17 protein-coding genes are annotated in these 16,354 nt (G+C 68.5%); 5 read left to right on the forward strand and 12 right to left on the reverse strand.

Features of this window, described 5'->3' with window-relative positions; all coding sequences use genetic code 11:
- The 5 genes from VFQ05_11015 to VFQ05_11035 form a co-directional block, all read right to left on the reverse strand.
- Nucleotides 1–837: hypothetical protein (locus VFQ05_11015; protein HET9327297.1), on the reverse strand; the 837-nt coding region annotated here is incomplete at its 3' end.
- 49 nt (nt 838–886) lie between these two features.
- Nucleotides 887–1,738 (reverse strand): MqnA/MqnD/SBP family protein, encoded by an 852-nt coding sequence (locus tag VFQ05_11020; protein HET9327298.1) that lies wholly within the window; start codon nt 1,736–1,738, stop codon nt 887–889.
- Nucleotides 1,735–2,853, reverse strand: a complete 1,119-nt coding sequence (gene hflX / locus VFQ05_11025; protein HET9327299.1) for a GTPase HflX — start codon at nt 2,851–2,853, stop codon at nt 1,735–1,737. The genes VFQ05_11020 and hflX overlap by 4 nt, the downstream gene beginning before the upstream one ends.
- A complete protein-coding gene (locus VFQ05_11030; GenBank protein ID HET9327300.1) occupies nt 2,850–4,070 on the reverse strand; it encodes a Xaa-Pro peptidase family protein in 1,221 nt (406 codons plus the stop codon). Before VFQ05_11030 ends, hflX begins: the two co-directional genes overlap by 4 nt.
- 103 nt (nt 4,071–4,173) lie before the next feature.
- Complete coding sequence (locus VFQ05_11035) at nt 4,174–4,878, reverse strand: rhomboid family intramembrane serine protease (protein HET9327301.1); 705 nt, start codon at nt 4,876–4,878, stop codon at nt 4,174–4,176.
- A gap of 185 nt (nt 4,879–5,063) precedes the next feature.
- Between VFQ05_11035 and trxA the strand changes: the two genes are divergently transcribed.
- A complete protein-coding gene (trxA, locus tag VFQ05_11040) occupies nt 5,064–5,390 on the forward strand; it encodes a thioredoxin (GenBank protein ID HET9327302.1) in 327 nt (108 codons plus the stop codon).
- Nucleotides 5,391–5,450: 60 nt separating this feature from the next.
- Here the strand turns inward: trxA and VFQ05_11045 are convergent, their stop codons facing one another.
- The 7 genes from VFQ05_11045 to VFQ05_11075 all read right to left on the reverse strand — a co-directional run bounded on the left by VFQ05_11045 (nt 5,451) and on the right by VFQ05_11075 (nt 10,551).
- Nucleotides 5,451–5,978, reverse strand: a complete 528-nt coding sequence (locus tag VFQ05_11045) for a hypothetical protein (protein HET9327303.1) — start codon at nt 5,976–5,978, stop codon at nt 5,451–5,453.
- Nucleotides 5,975–7,609, reverse strand: a complete 1,635-nt coding sequence (locus VFQ05_11050) for an NAD(P)H-hydrate dehydratase (protein HET9327304.1) — start codon at nt 7,607–7,609, stop codon at nt 5,975–5,977. Before VFQ05_11050 ends, VFQ05_11045 begins: the two co-directional genes overlap by 4 nt.
- A 10-nt stretch (nt 7,610–7,619) precedes the next feature.
- A complete protein-coding gene (locus VFQ05_11055) occupies nt 7,620–7,958 on the reverse strand; it encodes a hypothetical protein (protein ID HET9327305.1) in 339 nt (112 codons plus the stop codon).
- On the reverse strand, nt 7,955–8,680 hold the full coding sequence (locus VFQ05_11060) for a TIGR02253 family HAD-type hydrolase (protein ID HET9327306.1): 726 nt from the start codon (nt 8,678–8,680) through the stop codon (nt 7,955–7,957). Before VFQ05_11060 ends, VFQ05_11055 begins: the two co-directional genes overlap by 4 nt.
- 18 nt (nt 8,681–8,698) lie before the next feature.
- Nucleotides 8,699–8,890 (reverse strand): hypothetical protein, encoded by a 192-nt coding sequence (locus VFQ05_11065; protein ID HET9327307.1) that lies wholly within the window; start codon nt 8,888–8,890, stop codon nt 8,699–8,701.
- A gap of 120 nt (nt 8,891–9,010) precedes the next feature.
- Nucleotides 9,011–9,766 (reverse strand): SDR family NAD(P)-dependent oxidoreductase, encoded by a 756-nt coding sequence (locus tag VFQ05_11070; protein ID HET9327308.1) that lies wholly within the window; start codon nt 9,764–9,766, stop codon nt 9,011–9,013.
- Nucleotides 9,763–10,551, reverse strand: coding sequence for an NRDE family protein (locus tag VFQ05_11075; protein ID HET9327309.1), 789 nt, complete (start codon nt 10,549–10,551; stop codon nt 9,763–9,765). Before VFQ05_11075 ends, VFQ05_11070 begins: the two co-directional genes overlap by 4 nt.
- A 106-nt stretch (nt 10,552–10,657) precedes the next feature.
- Between VFQ05_11075 and VFQ05_11080 the strand changes: the two genes are divergently transcribed.
- From VFQ05_11080 to VFQ05_11095, 4 genes are all read left to right on the forward strand, one after another.
- Nucleotides 10,658–11,854, forward strand: coding sequence for a hypothetical protein (locus VFQ05_11080; GenBank protein ID HET9327310.1), 1,197 nt, complete (start codon nt 10,658–10,660; stop codon nt 11,852–11,854).
- Nucleotides 11,854–12,906, forward strand: a complete 1,053-nt coding sequence (locus VFQ05_11085; protein HET9327311.1) for a hypothetical protein — start codon at nt 11,854–11,856, stop codon at nt 12,904–12,906. Before VFQ05_11080 ends, VFQ05_11085 begins: the two co-directional genes overlap by 1 nt.
- Nucleotides 12,907–13,067: 161 nt before the next feature.
- Complete coding sequence (locus VFQ05_11090) at nt 13,068–15,455, forward strand: DEAD/DEAH box helicase (protein HET9327312.1); 2,388 nt, start codon at nt 13,068–13,070, stop codon at nt 15,453–15,455.
- Nucleotides 15,452–16,306, forward strand: coding sequence for a ribonuclease H-like domain-containing protein (locus VFQ05_11095; protein ID HET9327313.1), 855 nt, complete (start codon nt 15,452–15,454; stop codon nt 16,304–16,306). Before VFQ05_11090 ends, VFQ05_11095 begins: the two co-directional genes overlap by 4 nt.
- Nucleotides 16,307–16,354: the final 48 nt, after the last annotated feature.

Raw genomic sequence — 16,354 nt, forward strand, 5'->3', positions numbered from 1 at the left:
CATCATCGTGAACCAGGTCCGCCCTTCGACGCCTTCCCACAGCATCCAGCGCGAGAGATCCGCGGACGGTGTTCCAAATCGCTGCCACTTGTAGAGCCACCAGGGCGCGAGCGGGATCGCGAAGCCGAGCATCACGGTCAGGCCGGTACGCACGCGCTGCTGCCGTGGAACGAGCGCGGCAACGCCGATGGCGAATGCCGGCGCGAGCCACAGCATGTTGGCGCGAAACGCTCCGGTCACCCCGAGCAGAAGGCCGAAGAGCAGCGGGCGACGCGCCGCGGCCCCGTTCGCCACGAAGGCCAATGCCAGCACGAGACCGAGCGTGAAGGGCAGCTCCGTGAAGCCGCCGGCGGCGAAGTGCTGAGCCTCCGGGTCGAGCATGAAGGCGAGCGCGATCAGAAAGCCGGCGCCCCATGCAACCCCGTCACGACGCCTCGATGTCCCCGCTCCGAGGAGGCGGGCCGTGACGGCCGCGAGCAGAAACGCGAGACCGAAGAAGGACGCCATCGGCCACGCGAGCGACAGCCACTCGCGCTCGCTCGGCCGCGCGAGCGAGATCCGGCGTGATCCCCACGGCAGGGAGCGCGGCACGACACGATCCACCGCCGCTTCCGCCAGCACCAGTCCAGGCTGCACCGTGGCCAGCGGCCAGGGAGGGCGCGGATGCTGCGACAGCTCGACCGGCAGCGCGAAGAGCGTCGCGAGCCGGCCATGCTCGGACAGCTCGCGAGCCGCCACGGCGTATTGCGCGGCGTCGTAGCCGAGCACGGGGGAGCGGCCGCCCAGATCCCAGGCGCGGGCATGGAGGTTCCAGAGCCAGCCGCCGACCGCCAGCACCAGCGCGGCGACCAGGCACGCCGGGAGGAGTGACGCGCGAGCGCCCGTGCTACACCACGTCGAGAGCCGGCGGAGCGGCGATGGCGCCCGACTTCACCGCCAGCGCATAGAGGCGGTCGAGCGCGCGGCGGCCGAGATCTCCCAGATCGAGCGTCAGATCGTTCACGTACATGCGCACGAAGCGCCGGCCGCGCTCGAGGTCGAGCCCGCGTCCGAAAGCCAGCGCATAGCGCAGCGCCTCGTCCTCATGGTCCAGCGCGTAGCGGATGCTGGCGAGGAAGCCGTCGCTCACCTGACGCATGCGCTCGCTGCCGAGGTCGCGCCGCACCACGTCGAGGCCCAGCGGGACCGGAAGGGACTCGCGGTCGCGCCACAGCTCGCCGAAGTCGAGCACCTTCACCAACCCCTCCTCGCCGTAGGTGAGCTGGCTCTCGTGGATCAGGACGCCGGCCTCCGTCACACCGCTGCGAACGGCTTCGGGAATACGGTCGAACGTCACCTGCACCGGGACCGCCTGCGGACATTCGATGCGCAGCAACAAGGCCGCGGTCGTGAGTGGTCCGGGAACCGCCACCGTGCGTCCTGCCAGGGAGTCGAGGGAGCAGCGCTCTCGGGCCACCACGATGGGACCGTAGCCCTGACCCATCGACGCGCCGCAGCGAAGCACCGCGTAGCGATCGCCGAGGCGCGCGAAGGCGTGCGCCGAGACCGCGGTGATCTCGAGGTCGGCCGACTCCAGCGCGCGGCGATTGAGGCTCTGGATGTCCTCGAGCACGTGCTCCACGCGGCATCCTTTGATGGACGCGGCTCCGGTGTGGAAGCCGTAGAACATGAAGGCATCGTCCGCGTCCGGGCTATGACCGAAGCGGAGCGTCTCGACCGCGGAAGCCGGCGCGCTCACGAGGCGCGTCTCGGGCGGACGGATGCCGCCTGCTCCCAAAGGTGCGCTCGCAGCGCATCGACGCCTTCACCGTCACGCGCCGACACCACGAATGAGCCAGGGAACTCCACGCGCAGCCCGGCGGCGACGTCGTCGTCGAGGCGGTCGGCCTTGTTGAACACGAGCGTGGCGGGCCGGGGCCGGTCGCTGATCTCTTCCAGGACCTGGTCGACGGCCGCCATCTGCTGGCGGAGCTGGGAATCCGAGGCATCCACCACATGCAACAGCAGGTCGGCCTGGATCGCCTCCATCAGCGTGCTGCGGAACGAAGCCACGAGATGGTGCGGGAGCTTGCGGATGAAGCCAACGGTGTCGGTGACCAGCACCCGCTCGCGAGAAGGGCTCACCATCTGGCGGGTCGTGGAGTCGAGCGTGGCGAACAACCGGTCTTCGACCAGCACGTGGGAGCGCGTCAGCCGGTTGAACAGCGTGCTCTTGCCGGCGTTGGTGTAGCCCACCAGAGCGGTGCGGAACTCGCCGCGCCGGCGGCGGCTCTGGACCTCGCGCTCGCGCGCCACCGCTTCCAGCTCGCGCCTTAGCGTGGCGATGCGCTCGCGCACCCGGCGGCGGTCGACTTCGAGCTGGGTCTCGCCCGGACCTCGCGTGCCGATGCCGCCAGCCTGACGCTCCAGGTGCTTCCACATGCCGGTGAGTCGCGGAAGCGTGTACTCGAGCTGGGCCAGCTCGACCTGCAGACGAGACTCTCGCGTGCGCGCGCGGCGCGCGAAGATGTCGAGGATCAGCTCGGACCGGTCCACCACCTTGATGGCGAGGGCCTTTTCGAGGTTGCGAACCTGCGCGGGAGAGAGATCGTCGTCGAAGATCGCGACATCCGCGCCGCGCCGCCCCACCTGCTCCTTGATCTCGTCGAGCTTGCCGCGTCCCACGAACGTGGCGGGGTGAAGAGTACCGCGGCGCTGGATCACCTGATCCAGCACCACCGCCCCGGCGGTGTCGGCGAGGAGCGCCAGCTCCTGCAGCGAGCGCTCGATCGTCCTCCCATTGCCTCCCGCATGTCCGACGAGCAGCGCGCGCTCGGGACGCGGAGGGTTCACGACCTCGTGCGATCGCTTCAAGCGCTCGTTCCGATCTCCAGCTCGTAGGGGACCGGGGTCAGGTTCTCGACCTTGCCATCCGCGCCGATCACCACCAGGTCCTCGATCCGCACGCCCATGTCGCGCGACGGGTAATAGAGCCCCGGCTCGACGGTGACCACCATGCCGGACTCGAAGAGCTGAGTATTCGAGGGTGGCCCACCGAGACGTGGCGCCTCGTGCACGGAGAGCCCCACCCCGTGGCCCAGCCCGTGCACGTAACCTTCCTGCGTGGCTTCGTCGGTGCGGAGCGTGGCGTGGCCTCGCCGCTCGAACTCGTCGCACACCCTTTCCTGCGAGGCTCGGCAGGGCTCGCCCACGCGCACCGCCTGCATGCCGACCTCGAACGCCTGGCGCACATCGTCGTACAGCTTGCGCAGCGGATCAGGAACGCCGCCAAGGCAAAAGGTTCGCGTGAGGTCGCTGTAGTAGCCGCCCCCGGCTTCACCAGGAAAGATGTCCACCAGCAGCGGGGCCCCGGCGCGCAGCCGCTCCTCGTCGTTGCCGCGATTGTGGGGGACGCCGGCGTCGCGCCCCTGCGACACGATGCTCTCGCCGCATTCGAGACCGTAGGCGAGGAACTCCTGGTTCAGCAGCCGCCGCAGGTCGCCGAGCGTCACCGGCGAGCCGCCATTGGCGCGGAAGTGGTCGCCTTCACGTTTCAGCATGGCGAGATGCTGGCGCAGCTTGTTCATGCCCGCTGTCGCGCCCTCGGCCGCGTGCCGGATCGCGCGCAGCTCGTCCGCGCTCTTGGTCATGCGCGCTTGCGTGATGACGTCCGGGTAACTGCGATCCACCTCGACGTCGGGAGCCGATCGCCGCATGTGCTCGAGCAGCTCGTAGCCGAAGCCGGCTGGAAGATCGCCGAAGAAGGCGACCGAGCCGCGGATCCCGAGCGTGGCCAGCACGTCCGCGATCAGCGAGCCGAATGCGCGCGCCGGGTGGCCTTCGCGCTGCATCCGCGCGAGCAGGCCGTGCTGAGCGAATGGAGCGTGCTCGCATCCCACTTGCGCCGCCTGATCGCGCTCCATGGGATCGTGCACCAGATGCGCACGGCCGTCGGCGGCGCGGAAGTAGATCGCGTAGTGAAGCTTCTGCCCGGTGACGTAGTACATCGCCGGGTTGTAGCGGTCGTAGGCGATCACCACGAGGCCGCCCAGACCGCGCTCCTGCATCAATCGATCGAGATCGTTTCGCATGGTTCTCCGACGAGTCGCGGGCTCCGGCACGGGGCCGGCCAGTCACGAGCGACCGGATGTTAATTCATCGCTCTGGTCGGCGGAAGCGCGGGCCGCGCGACGCTCAGGGCTCCACCCACGCCTCGGATCGCGCGGGACGGCGCCCGCCGCCGAGCAGCGCCATGATGAATGCCCCGAACACGAATCCACCGATGTGTCCCCACCACGCCACGCCCCCGCCGCTCGAGCTCCAGGCCAGCGACATCGCGCCGGTGAAGAATTGAAAGACGAACCAGAGGCCAAGCACCACCATCGCGGGCAGGGCCATGAGCTGGAAGAACGGGAACAAGGGAACGAGCGTGATCACGCGCGCGCGCGGAAACGCCACCGCATAGGCGCCGAGCACGCCGGCGATCGCGCCGCTCGCGCCAACGGTCGGCACGCGAGACTGGAGGTTGAAGAGGTAGTGGAGAAGGCTGCCGGCCATGCCCGCCAGCAGATAGAACCCCAAGTAGCGAAGGCGGCCGAGACGGTCCTCGACGTTGTCTCCGAACAGCGCCAGGTACCACATGTTCCCGATCAGATGCATCCATCCGCCGTGCAGGAACATGGAGGTCAGGAACGGCGTGCCCGCCTGCACCAGCGGCTCGGTTCCGCGCTCGAGCGCCCAGGTGACCCGAAGGGGAACCAGGCCCCACTCGAACATGAACTCCCGCAGCCCCGGGCCGATCATCAGCTCGTAGACGAACAGGACGGCGTTGATCACGATCAGTGCTCGCGTGATCACCGGCGCGCGGCTCGCCGGGTTCTCGTCGCGAAGCGGAATCACCTGGGCGGACCGCGCCTCTCGTACGATCGATCCGGCGTGGCATCGCTCGGGCCAAAGTTTGACGTCTCCTTGACCGTCCCTCTATGTTTGGCGTCCAGGCTCGAGACGATGTGCATCGAAAGTGTCCCCCAGGACATCAACATGGTGCGCTTCTGGATCGTAAGGGGCTTTGAGGGGGAGTTGCCATGGCAAACGCGGAAGCCGTCACCGACGCGAACTTCGAGCAGGAAGTGCTGAAGTCCTCGGTTCCGGTGCTGGTCGACTTCTGGGCAGCCTGGTGTGGGCCGTGCAAGGTGATCGCGCCGACGGTGGATCAGTTGGCGGCGGAGTACGCCGGCAAGATGAAGGTCGTGAAGCTGGATGTCGATGCCAACATGGAGATCTCGAGCCGCTATAGCGTGCTGAACATCCCCACCTTGATCCTGTTCAAGGATGGGCATGCGGTCGAGAAGATGATCGGGGCGCTACCCAAACCCGCGCTGCTGGCCAAGATTCAGCCCCATCTGTCGTAAGATACGCTTCGCTCGCGTTCTGAAGCCCGCGCCCTCGCGCGGGCTTCACGCGTTGAAGGCTCAGTGTCCCGGGCCTTCGTCTCGGCAAGGATCTGCGCTCGCGACGTCGACGAGCAGCGAGCGGCCCGGGTCGATGACGGCCGTGGAATCGTCGTCCAGCCCGCCGTCCCAGCGGCCCTCGACGACGCACAGGAGCTCTCCGCGCACGAACGCGTAGACCGTGCCGTCCGGTCCGTCTGCACGGTTCTTCTGGTCGAGCGTCCATCCCATGCGTGGAAGCTCGCGATCGAGGATCGCGAGCGGATTGGGAGGCTCGTGGGTGTTCTGCCGCCATGACAGCTCGACCCGCGCCGCCGGCCGCGAGCAATACCGGTAGATGGTGTTGACCTCGCCGCGAGATCGCTGGGGAGCCAGCTTCGTCTCGCGGGCCAGCATCGCGTAGATCGAATCGGCGGCCTCGCGCGCCCCCCGCGGCACTTCGCTCCAGTCGACGCCATGGGTGCCGCCGCCGGAAGCGCATCCGCCCGCGGTGAGCGCCGACGCCAGCGCGAGCCACGTGAGCGCGCCCCGGCGCGGCGAGGCGCTCATGGGACGCTCGCGCGATCCTTGGCCCGGGATGTTTGCTGAGCAGGCGCCGGCGTGCCGGCCCGAATCCTCGCCAGGCCGAGGAGCGCCGCGGGCAGCCGCTCGATGATGTCGCTGGCCACCAGACCCGCCTGGCCTCTTTCACCCGCCGCCAGGTCTCCGGCCATGCCGTGCACATACGCGCCGAGGCGAGCGGCATCGAACGGCCAGAGTCTCTGCGCGAGCAGGGCGGCGATGGTTCCGGTGAGCACGTCGCCGGTTCCCGCGGTCGCGAGGCCCGGATTGCCGGTAGGATTCACCGCCACACGCCCGTCCGGAGCGGCGATGACGGTGGGCGCTCCTTTGAGCACCAGGGTCACCCGCCAGCGCTGCGCCCATTCCCGCGTCGCATCGATGCGTCGTGCTTCGAGATCGGCGGCCATCACGCCGGTGAGTCGCTCCATTTCACCCAGGTGCGGGGTGAGGACGCGCGGGGCGGGACCGCGCCCGATGGCCTCGGCATGTCCTTCGAACGCGTTGAGCCCGTCGGCGTCGATCACCATCGGTCGCTCGCATTCCGACGCGATGCGGCGCGCCAGCTCGGCGGCCTCGCCGTGCCGCGACAAGCCGCACCCGATCGCCATCACATCGGCGCCCGACACGCGAGCGAGAACGGGCTCGAGCGCCGCCATCGCGAGTGTGCGCTCGGCCGTCTCGGGCATCGGCAAGGTCATCTCCTCGGTGAGCTTCACCTCGAGGATGTCGTTGAGACTCTTGGGCACCGCCGCCTGGACGTACCCGGCGCCGCACCGCAGCGCGGCGCGCGCCGCCAGCGCGACGGCGCCGGTGAGGCCTACCGAGCCGCCGACCACGAGCACGCGCCCCACCAATCCCTTGTGAGCGCGCGGGTCCCGTGCGGGGAGCAGCGCCGCCACTTCCAGGGGGGTCGAGACCGAGACCGTGATCGCCGATGCCGCGACGGCGTCCGGGGCCAGCCCGATGTCGACCACTTCCAGCCGGCCGACGAATGCGCGGCCGGGATAGAGGAAGTGACCGCGCTTCGGAAAACCGAAAGTGACCGTCAGGTCCGCGCGCACCGCCCGGCGGGCGATCGCCCCGGTGTCCGCATGGACTCCGGTCGGGAGATCCACCGCGACCACGATGGTGCCTCGGTCGTCCAGCTCGCGCAGCGCGTTGACACCCTCGGCGGCGAGCGCTTCCGGGACGCCCCGCGCCCCGGTGCCGAGCAAGGCATCGATCGCGAAGTCCCATTGATCGCGCGAGCTCACGAGCCGCTCCAGCGAATCCGCGTCCTGCAGCGCCCGGAGAACGACGCGGGACGTATCGAGGCGCTCGAGGTGGAGGCGCGCATCGCCTCCGATGCGTGAAGGATCGCCGAGTATGCCGACGTGGATCTCCGCGCCGTGAGCCGCGAGGTGGCGGGCCGCCACGAAGCCGTCTCCGCCGTTGTTGCCGGTGCCGCACAGCACCAGCACGCGCATTCCCAGCAGCGAGCCGTAGGTGCGCTCCATGGCCGCGACCACGCCCAGCCCCGCGCGCTCCATGAGCGTTTCGGAGCTGGCGTGGCCTTGCTCGATCGTGGCGCGATCCAGCCGGCGCATCTCTGCCGCGGTCACCAGGAGCAGATCCGTCATGGGATCGGAATCAATGACCCTTGGCGCGGCCGCGAGCTTCTGAGGAGAGGTCGCGCACGAGGCGCCGTTTGTACTCCTCGTCGCGCTCGATGCGCTGCATCAGGTCCGGGTCGAAGGAGATGAATGGCAGGTCGAACAGTTCGGGGTCGGCTTCCTGCTCCGCGTAGATGCGCTCCTGCTCGTGACGCTGGAACGAGGCGGCCCGCTCGACGGTGTCGAACGACTTGGCGGGAGAAAAGGCTTTGTTGAAGACGTCGAAGACGTAGACATGAAAGTGGGCGTCAGGTGCGATGCCGTCCGGCGGCTGATGAACCTTGACCTTGGACGCCTTCACTTTGCCTGAGCTCATGAAACCTCCTGGGTCTGGGTGCGACCTGGAGGCTTGGGCGTGACGCCGTTCAGGCCATCGACCACCGCCAGCAGCTCCAGGACATCGTCGATCTCGAAATCCGCTCCGGAATCCTTCGTGCCGAACGTGTCGCCGTAGCGAGCGAACACCGTCTTCATCCCCAGGCTCTTGGCGCCCACCACATCGCGCTCGGGCCAGTCGCCGACCATCAGCGTCTCCTCGGCAGTGAGGCCCAGCCTGCGCAGCGCCTCGCGGAAGGGCGCGGGTCCCGGCTTGCGCTCGCCCGTGTCGTCGAACGTCACCACCACGTCGAAGACATGCTGCAGGGAGAGATCGCAGAGCCGAAGCCAGGCCTGCGCGCGGGGGGCGTCGGAGACGACGCCTAGACGGATGCCACGCTTGGTGAGCTCCAGAAGCGCGAGCTGGACGTGCGGATAGGTCTTCAGCGACGACCCGCGCGCCTTGCGATAGGCGACGATGCCGGACGCCAGGATCTTGGGATCGATTTGTCCCAGCTCGCTCTCGAGGAGCTCGTCGAACACCTGCTGGAACTCGAGGCCCTGCTCCTTGTAGATGGCATCGATGCGCGCGCGTACGGCTTCGCGGGACAGCTGGAGTCCAGCGTCGATCATGCCATCAATGGCCGCGCGGATCGCCTCCTCCTTCATCTTCATGAAGTCGGTCAGCGTGTTGTCGAGGTCGAAGATGATGGCTCGGATCACCGCGCCTCGCTCGTGGGTCTACTTGGCGGAGACGCTGAGTCCGCGCCCCAGGCTGATCTCGCCGTTGTCGATGCGGATGTTGAATCCGCAGTTCGGATTGCTACAGACCCAGGCCTTATACGTGATGGGAGCGCCGTCGCGACCATAATCGGACAGCGGAAGCAGCACGCCGTCGCGACACTTGCGGCACTCCGGGAAATGGTTGTCCATCCCGGCTCCCCTCCCCTCCAGCGTCCAAGAATCCGCGGCCGATCGCTCAATGCATTCTAGGGGAGTGACGGCGAGCAGTGTCAACCGCGACCTTCGTCCTCGAGCTGGACCAGCAGGCCATCAGCGCATCGAGTCCCGGATTCCCGTGCCCAGCGGCCAGATCGTGACGTTTCCGATCGAGACGTGCGAAGGGGCCGCGCAGGCCAGCGTGACCAGCTCGGCGATGTCCTCGGGTTCCAGCTTGCGATCGTGGTCCGCGCCGGGTGCGATCTCCTGGCCGGCCGAGTTGATCTGATGAGGGTAGACCAGCGTCACCCGGATCCGGTGTGGCTTGAGCTCCAGCGCGGCGGACTCCAGCAGCCCGCGGAGGCCCCACTTGCTCGCCGCGTAGGCCGCCGATCCGGGTTGGCCCACCAGCGCTCCCAGCGAGGCGATCCCTACCACCGTGCCACGGCCCTGAGCCTTGAGCGCCGGGATGGAATGCTTGAGCGCGAAGAAGGCGCCCTTCAGGTTCAGTCGCATCAAGGAGTCCCAGAGCGATTCCGACGTCTCCTCGATCGAGGCGCCCTGCCAGGTGCCCGCGTTCAGCACCAGGATGTCCAGGCCCGGGAGCGCTCTCACCGCCGTCTCGATCGCAGCCGCCACCTGGCTCTCTTCCGTGATGTCGGCGGGGGCGGGGATGGCGCGTGCGCCCGATCCGACGAGACCGTCGACCGCCGCGGTGAGCTCCGCCGAGGGGCGAGCCATGCATGCCACGGCCGCTCCCTCGCGCGCAAGAGCACGCGCGATGGCGAGCCCGAGCCCCCGGCTCGCGCCCGTGATCAGCGCGGCCCGGCCCTCCAGGCGAGGACTCCTGCCTCCGCCTTCGAGCTTCATCGCGCGCGCTCCGCCGCGGCCAGCAGCCCGGAGCGATCCTGGTAGGCGTGCTCGCACGGGCGGCCTTCGGCGTGCGAGTAGCGCGCTCCCGACTCGTCCATCCACACCAGCGAGGAAGAAACCGTGGCCATCAGGCCTTCATGGAGACATACCGGAGGCCCGTCGTCGCCATGCGAGCGCAGGCGCTCCCTCAGCAAGGTCTCCGCCTCTTCGCGCGACGCCGGACGCCGATCTCGCAGATCGGCGAGCAGATGAGCGGCGCGAGGCTCTTCGGGATCGTCCAGCTCGCGGTGCGTGAGGACGTGCCAGCCCGGCTCGATTCGCGCGACGCGAGGCGCCGAGGATTCCAGCGCCACCATCCAGCACGACGTCGGCGACGCGTAGACCAGGGTGAACGGGGCGTAGCTCTCGCGCGAGATCGACCTCAGCGCGGTCTCGAGGGCCGATCTCGACAGCTCGTCCTCCGCGACGTCCGGGAGCGATGTCCCCACGGGTTCCGCGGTCGCGGCCGCCACATCGAGCGTCAGGAGTCCGCGTGAGCGGCGTGCCGGAGGCGGAGCGTGGACCAGGGGATCCCGGCGATTGAGCAGCGCGACCGCCGCGCGATCCTCACGCAGCGCCAGCCAGGTGCCGCCCGCGGAGAGGTCGCGGCCACCGGCGACGCGCGGCCGCGACATCAGGATGTCCGGCGCGACCGAGGGGCGGTCCGGTCGCTCGTCGCGATTGGCTGCCAGCAGCATCGTTCGCGGCCCGAGAACGTCGCGCGCGAGGATCAGAGTGCACACCTCGTTCACTCTAGGCGGCGTCTTGCCGGGCGTCCAGGCGGCGTGTAGTCTCGCACGGCTCAGTTCACGCGCACGGCCGACGCCTCGAGGAATTGCCGCGTTACCGATGAATCCCAAACGCCCGCGGACCGGCCCAGGCCGAGACTCCGCGTCGGGCAGCCCGAGACGCAGCGTTCCCATTGCCGCGGTCTTCCTGAGCCTCGCATTCCTGCCGGCCACGAGCCTCGCTCAGACGATCAAGCCCTGGGTGCCCCCGGCGTCGGACTCGCTCCTGCGCTGGTCGGCCGAGGCCAAGACCCGCTTCCAGACCAACCGAGGCGACTCGATCGGGGGTGAGAACTTCCACGCCTACGACCTGGTCGGGCGCATGGGGCGCAGGCTGCTGCGCTCTCTGGGGCGCGAGAACATGCGCCAGGCGAGCGCGATCAAGCCGGTGCTCGATTCGCTGGGACTCGACACCGACGTCGCCGTGGATCCCGACCTTCCCTACTTCGCTCTGCTCATGGTGCGAAATCCCTATCGCAAGAGCGCAAAGGCCGTCGGCTTCCTCTACTGGTATCGCGAGAACGACCTGCGCATGCAGGGAGCGCAATTCATCGGTGGCTGGAAACCACAGATGCGGGTCTGGTGGACAGGGGGCCAGGATGCGCCTTACTCGTGGTGTGTGCTCGACCGGAGCCGCACCTCCGATGCCTCGCTGCGACTCACGCTGTTCCGCCTTCATCCGATGGGACAGTTCTGGAACCTGGTGCAGTTCGACGACACCGGCATTCGACTCACCGATCAGGGATCGGCGACCTTCACCGACGTCAACGGCGACCAGCGGATGGAGTTCGTTCTGTGGGTTCCGTCGGCGGTCGACTCGCTGTTCGACGAATGTCCGAATTGCCCGAAGCGCATCGACGAGCTGACGTTCGTCGAGCGTCCCGAGGGGTTCCGGATTCTCGATACCCGGTTGCTGCCGACGCCTTACTCCACGTTCACCGCGTTCATCCACCTGCTGCTCGAGAACAACCGCACCCAGGCGGCACGGCTGGTCAAGAATGCCGCTCTGGTGTCGCGCGCGATCTCCGCCGGCTGGGCTTCACGCCGCGGCTGGCGCACATGGGTGGTCGAGGAAGCCGAGCCGGCGTCCCCGTGGCCCTCCTGGCTGCTGGTCCGCTTCAAGGGCCCGAACGGCGACCATCGCTACCGGGTGGACTTCGAGCTAAGCCGCGGCCGGTGGGTGATCCGCGACTGGAGCGAGCGCCAGATCAGGCCGCCGGCACCGAAGCAGACGACGCCGAAGCCAGGAGGCCGATGATGAAACGGAGCTGGGGAATCGTGTTCGTCCTGCTGGCGGCCTGGGGATGCGACCGCACGCCTCGCTTCAAGGGCGCGGAGGCGGACTCGACCGCGGCCGTTCCCGCCGACTCCGGCGCCATCTACGTGCAGATGGCTCAGGAGCAGTGGAGCGATCCCGACGGCGGCGCCATGGCGGCCGATCTGGCGGCGCGCGTGGTGCTCCAGACGCTGCGCAACCAGCCCGACCAGCCCATGGCCGAGCGCACGCGGGAGCTGATCGACTCGCTCGCTTTCGGCGCCGAGACCGCCGGGAACCGGGACCTGGTGGTGGCGAACTTCTTCGCTCGCTCGAATCCCGCCGCCGGCTCGTATCCCTACATCTTCTGGCGCGCCGGCGGGGCGACGAGGTACCAGGACCTCGACGCCGCCGGCATGAGGCTCCTCGGAGCGCTCCAGGATCCCGGCGATCCCAGCGCTTACGGGGCACGCGTCGCGGTGCTGTTCAATCGCCTCGGGCCCACGGGGCCTCAGCCTTTCGCCTTCGTCTGGCAGCGGCCGGCCGAGGCCACGAGCTGGCGCCTCCAGCAGAGCCTCGGACCCGACTCGCTCGGCGCCGTGGGCTCCGCCAAATTCGTGGAGTCTTCGGGAGACGGCGTGGTGATGGTGAGCCGGGCCACGCTTCCGGCCCGGGGGTTCGACGAATGCGCGACGTGTCCGCACATCTACCGGCTCCGGCAATTCCGCTGGGGTCCCCAAGGCCTCGTCGTCGCCAGCGAGGAGATCGAGCGCTCGCCCTACTACGCCTTCGTGCAGCTGATCCAGGCGCTCACGGCGTCGAACCACGACGAGGCAAGGCGCTGGGTCGCCGATCCTTCATTGATCGATGCCGCTCTGGCCAGCGGCTGGGGAGTATCCCGAGGCAAGTGGCGCCTGGCTCCCGGAAGCTCGCCCAACGCCCGTGACTTGCTGCTCTTCCGCGGCAACCAGGAAGCCTATCGGGTCCACTTCTCCCCCCGGGACGAATCCTGGGTGATGAGCGGCTTCGAGCCGACCAACCGGAGCATCGAGTAGGGAGCCCTCCCGCTTCCGGCGCAGTCGAATTGCCACTGCACATTTGAGCCCTGCAGGGGCTATACTGCGGACCCGCCCAGGGATGGCGGGCAGCGCCTCGGGGCGCTGAGCGAGCCACCCGAGGGAACGCCGGCCGTGCCGGCGTCTCGTGAGGAGCACGAGTGCACGCCGAGCCCCTGCGCTTCCCACCGGTTCTTTCGGTCGTCGAGAAGCCCGCCGATCTGGCTTCGGTTCTCCGGAGGCTCTCGGACCGGCCCGATCACCGTGGTGCCGTGGTCCACTGGCGGACCCTGGAACCCCGAGCCGCGCGCTTCAAAGCACTCGAACCGCCGCTCTCCGATCCGGTCGCCGGCGCGCTGGCCTCGCTCGGCATCCACCAGCTCTACCTCCACCAGGCGCAGGCCATCGAGCTGCTGCGCGCCCAGCGCGATGTCGTGGTCGTGACCGGGACGGCGAGCGGCAAGAGTCTTTGCTACCACGTGCCCGTGCTCGAGCGGCTGACCGCCGATCCCGAAGCCACGGCGCTCTATCTGTTTCCCACCAAGGCGCTCGCCCAGGACCAGCTGAAGAGCATCACCCGGCTCGCGGCGAGCCATCTGGATCTGGGGCAACGGGTGCAGGCCGGTGTCTACGACGGCGATACCCAGGTCAGCACCAGGCGCAAGCTGCGGGATTCCGCCAACGTCATCCTCTCGAATCCCGACATGCTTCATCAGGGGATCCTGCCGTCCCACCCCAAGTGGGCGCGCTTCCTGTCGCGCCTCCGCTTCGTGGTCGTGGACGAGATGCACGCGTATCGCGGCATCTTCGGCTCGCACGTGGCGAACGTGCTGCGGAGGCTCGAGCGCATCGCCACGCACTATGGCGCCGCCTTTTCGTACGCGTCGTGCAGCGCCACCATCCGCAATCCCGCGGAGCTGGCCCATGGGCTCACCGGCAGGGTGACCGCGGTGATCGACGAGGACGGCTCGCCTCGGGGACCCAAGCACTTCGTGTTCTGGAATCCTCCCTTCGTCGACGATTCGAAGGTCGAGCGCCGCTCCAGCAACGGCGACGGGAGCCGGCTGGTCGCGGAGCTGGTGGCCAGTGGTGCTGCGGTGATCGCCTTCACGAAGTCGCGGGTGGCGGCGGAGCTGGTCTATCGCTACGCACGCGAGAACCTCGAGCGCTGGGCGCCGAGCGAGGCCGGGCGCATTCGCCCCTATCGCGGGGGCTATCTGCCGGAGGAGCGCCGCTCGATCGAGCGCGCGCTGTTCTCCGGAGAGCTCAAGGCCGTGATCTCCACCAACGCGCTCGAGCTCGGCATCGACGTCGGCGGACTCGACGCGGCGATCCTGATCGGCGCGCCCCCGACGCTGGCGAGCGCGTGGCAGCAGGCGGGCCGCGCCGGCCGCCAGGGGGCGCCGTCGGTCGCGGTGCTGGTGGCCTACAACGAGACGGTGGACCAGTACCTGATGCGGCATCCGGACTACTTCTTCGGCCGGTCGCCGGAGGCCGCGGTCATCGACGCCGAGAATCCGTACATCCTCGCTCAGCAGCTCGGGTGCGCCGCCTACGAGCTTCCGCTCTCGTCCGAGGACGCGGCGCGTTTCGGGGGTCAGACGGCATCCGTTCTCGACGCGCTCGAGAGCTCGGGGGAGACCCGCTCGTTCGACGGCCGCGCCTACTGGGCCTCGGCCGAGTTTCCTGCCGCCAAGGTGAACCTGAGGACGATCTCCGACGACACGTACACGATCATGAACATGCGCGAGAACAACGCCGTGATCGGAACGGTCGACGCCATCAGCGGGCTCGAGCTGGTCTATCCCGAAGCCATCTATCTCCACGACGGGGCGACCTATCTCGTGCGCGAGCTGGATCTCGAGCAGAAGGTCGCCTACGTGGAGCCACGCGAAGTCGGCTACTACACCCAGCCGGTGCTGGAGATGCAGATCCGCGTGCGGAACCCGCTCGATCGCCGGAGCTTCTGTGACGAGACCCTCGAGCTCGGCGAGGTCACTTACGCATGGCAGACCGTGGCGATGAAGAAGGTGAAGTTCGGGACTCGCGAATCGATCGGCTATCACCCGCTCGCGCTGCCGCGGCTCACGCTCGACACGGTCGGGTTCTGGCTCGCTCCGGGGGCCGAGACCTGGGCGCAGATCGGCCGCCGTGGGGCGGGCCCCTGGGAAGCACTGGCCGGCGTGAGGAACCTGTCGATCACCTTGCTCTCGATGATGACGATGTGCGACCCGTCCGACCTCCAGGGCGTGCTCGACTCGTCGAACCTGGGCCGGCCGACTTTGTTCCTCTTCGACCGCTATCCAGGCGGGCTCGGCTTTTCCGAGCAGGGCTTTGCCCGCGCCGAGGAGCTGGCGAAGGCGGCGCTCGAGCACGTGCGCTCCTGTCCCTGCGATACCGGATGTCCCTCCTGCGTCGGCCTTCCGGTGCTGCGGCCGGCGCAGCAGCAGGATCCCGACCTCTCACGCGCCCGCGCCGTGCCCAGCAAGGATGCCGCGCGCGCGCTGCTCGAGATCTGGTGCGCCCGCCAGGGAGACCAGGCTCCTTGATCGGGGGCAGCCTCCTGCGCGTGCGCCTGGCTCAGCTGGCGCGCGAGCGACGCTCAGGAGGACGAGTCGAAATCCCTGCCAGCCCCACGCCGCCCCCGGTGCTCAGCATTCACGCGATCGGCGTAGAGGGTTATCTCCCGGGAGGCGAGTGGCGCGACGAGCGCGGAGCGGTGTTCGTCCACGAGCGAATGCGCTCCGAGATCGAGCGTCCCCGCGCCGACTGGAGTCTTCTCGACGCGCCTCCGGAAGAAGAGGAAGCGCTGCGTGTCGTGCGCGATCTCGACTTCAGGCGAGTCCTTTTCCTCGATCTCGAGACCGGCGGCTTCTCGGGAAGCCCGGTGTTCCTGGCGGGAACGATGCGATGGAACGGATCCGACTTCGTGCTGCGGCAGTACTTCGCCCGCCATTACGGAGAGGAAGCTTCGTTGCTCCGCGCTCTCGCGCAGATGGCGCGAGATTTCGACGCCCTCGTGAGCTTCAATGGCAAGTCGTACGACGTGCCGTTCCTCCGTGACCGCGCCCGCGTCCATGCGGTGGCTCTCACGCTTCCGGAGTTCCACCTGGATCTACTCCATCCGGCAAGGCGGCGCTGGCGAGGGCGCTGGATGGACTGCAGGCTCCAGACCCTCGAGCTCTTCGTATGCCGGCGCCGGCGGTCGGGCGATGTCCCGAGCGACGAGGTCCCCTCCCTCTACCACGACTTCGTCCGCCGAGGAGATCCTTATCGCCTGCTCCCGGTCTTCCACCACAACCTCTTGGATGTCATCACCATGCACGGAATTCTGCGGGCCCTGTGCCGGCCCCTCGAGGCCGTGCCTCCCCCAGGGTGGACCCTGGGGAGCCAGGCCTGAATTTCGACCTGGGATGCATTGACAGTTCGTTGACACACCGAGGGGCCA

This window comes from Candidatus Eisenbacteria bacterium (assembly GCA_035712145.1).
Classification (GTDB): Bacteria; Eisenbacteria; RBG-16-71-46; order RBG-16-71-46; family RBG-16-71-46; genus DASTBI01.

What these genes read in the sequence shown, in the direction of transcription:
- VFQ05_11030 (HET9327300.1), bottom strand. Translation starts at nt 4,070, where the DNA reads ATGCGAAACGATCTCGATCGATTGATGCAGGAGCGCGGTCTGGGCGGC.
- VFQ05_11055 (HET9327305.1), bottom strand. Translation starts at nt 7,958, where the DNA reads ATGAGCTCAGGCAAAGTGAAGGCGTCCAAGGTCAAGGTTCATCAGCCG.
- VFQ05_11065 (HET9327307.1), bottom strand. Translation starts at nt 8,890, where the DNA reads ATGGACAACCATTTCCCGGAGTGCCGCAAGTGTCGCGACGGCGTGCTG.
- VFQ05_11070 (HET9327308.1), bottom strand. Translation starts at nt 9,766, where the DNA reads ATGAAGCTCGAAGGCGGAGGCAGGAGTCCTCGCCTGGAGGGCCGGGCC.
- VFQ05_11080 (HET9327310.1), top strand. Translation starts at nt 10,658, where the DNA reads ATGAATCCCAAACGCCCGCGGACCGGCCCAGGCCGAGACTCCGCGTCG.
- VFQ05_11050 (HET9327304.1), bottom strand. Translation starts at nt 7,609, where the DNA reads ATGACGGATCTGCTCCTGGTGACCGCGGCAGAGATGCGCCGGCTGGAT.
- trxA (HET9327302.1), top strand. Translation starts at nt 5,064, where the DNA reads ATGGCAAACGCGGAAGCCGTCACCGACGCGAACTTCGAGCAGGAAGTG.
- VFQ05_11085 (HET9327311.1), top strand. Translation starts at nt 11,854, where the DNA reads ATGAAACGGAGCTGGGGAATCGTGTTCGTCCTGCTGGCGGCCTGGGGA.
- VFQ05_11045 (HET9327303.1), bottom strand. Translation starts at nt 5,978, where the DNA reads ATGAGCGCCTCGCCGCGCCGGGGCGCGCTCACGTGGCTCGCGCTGGCG.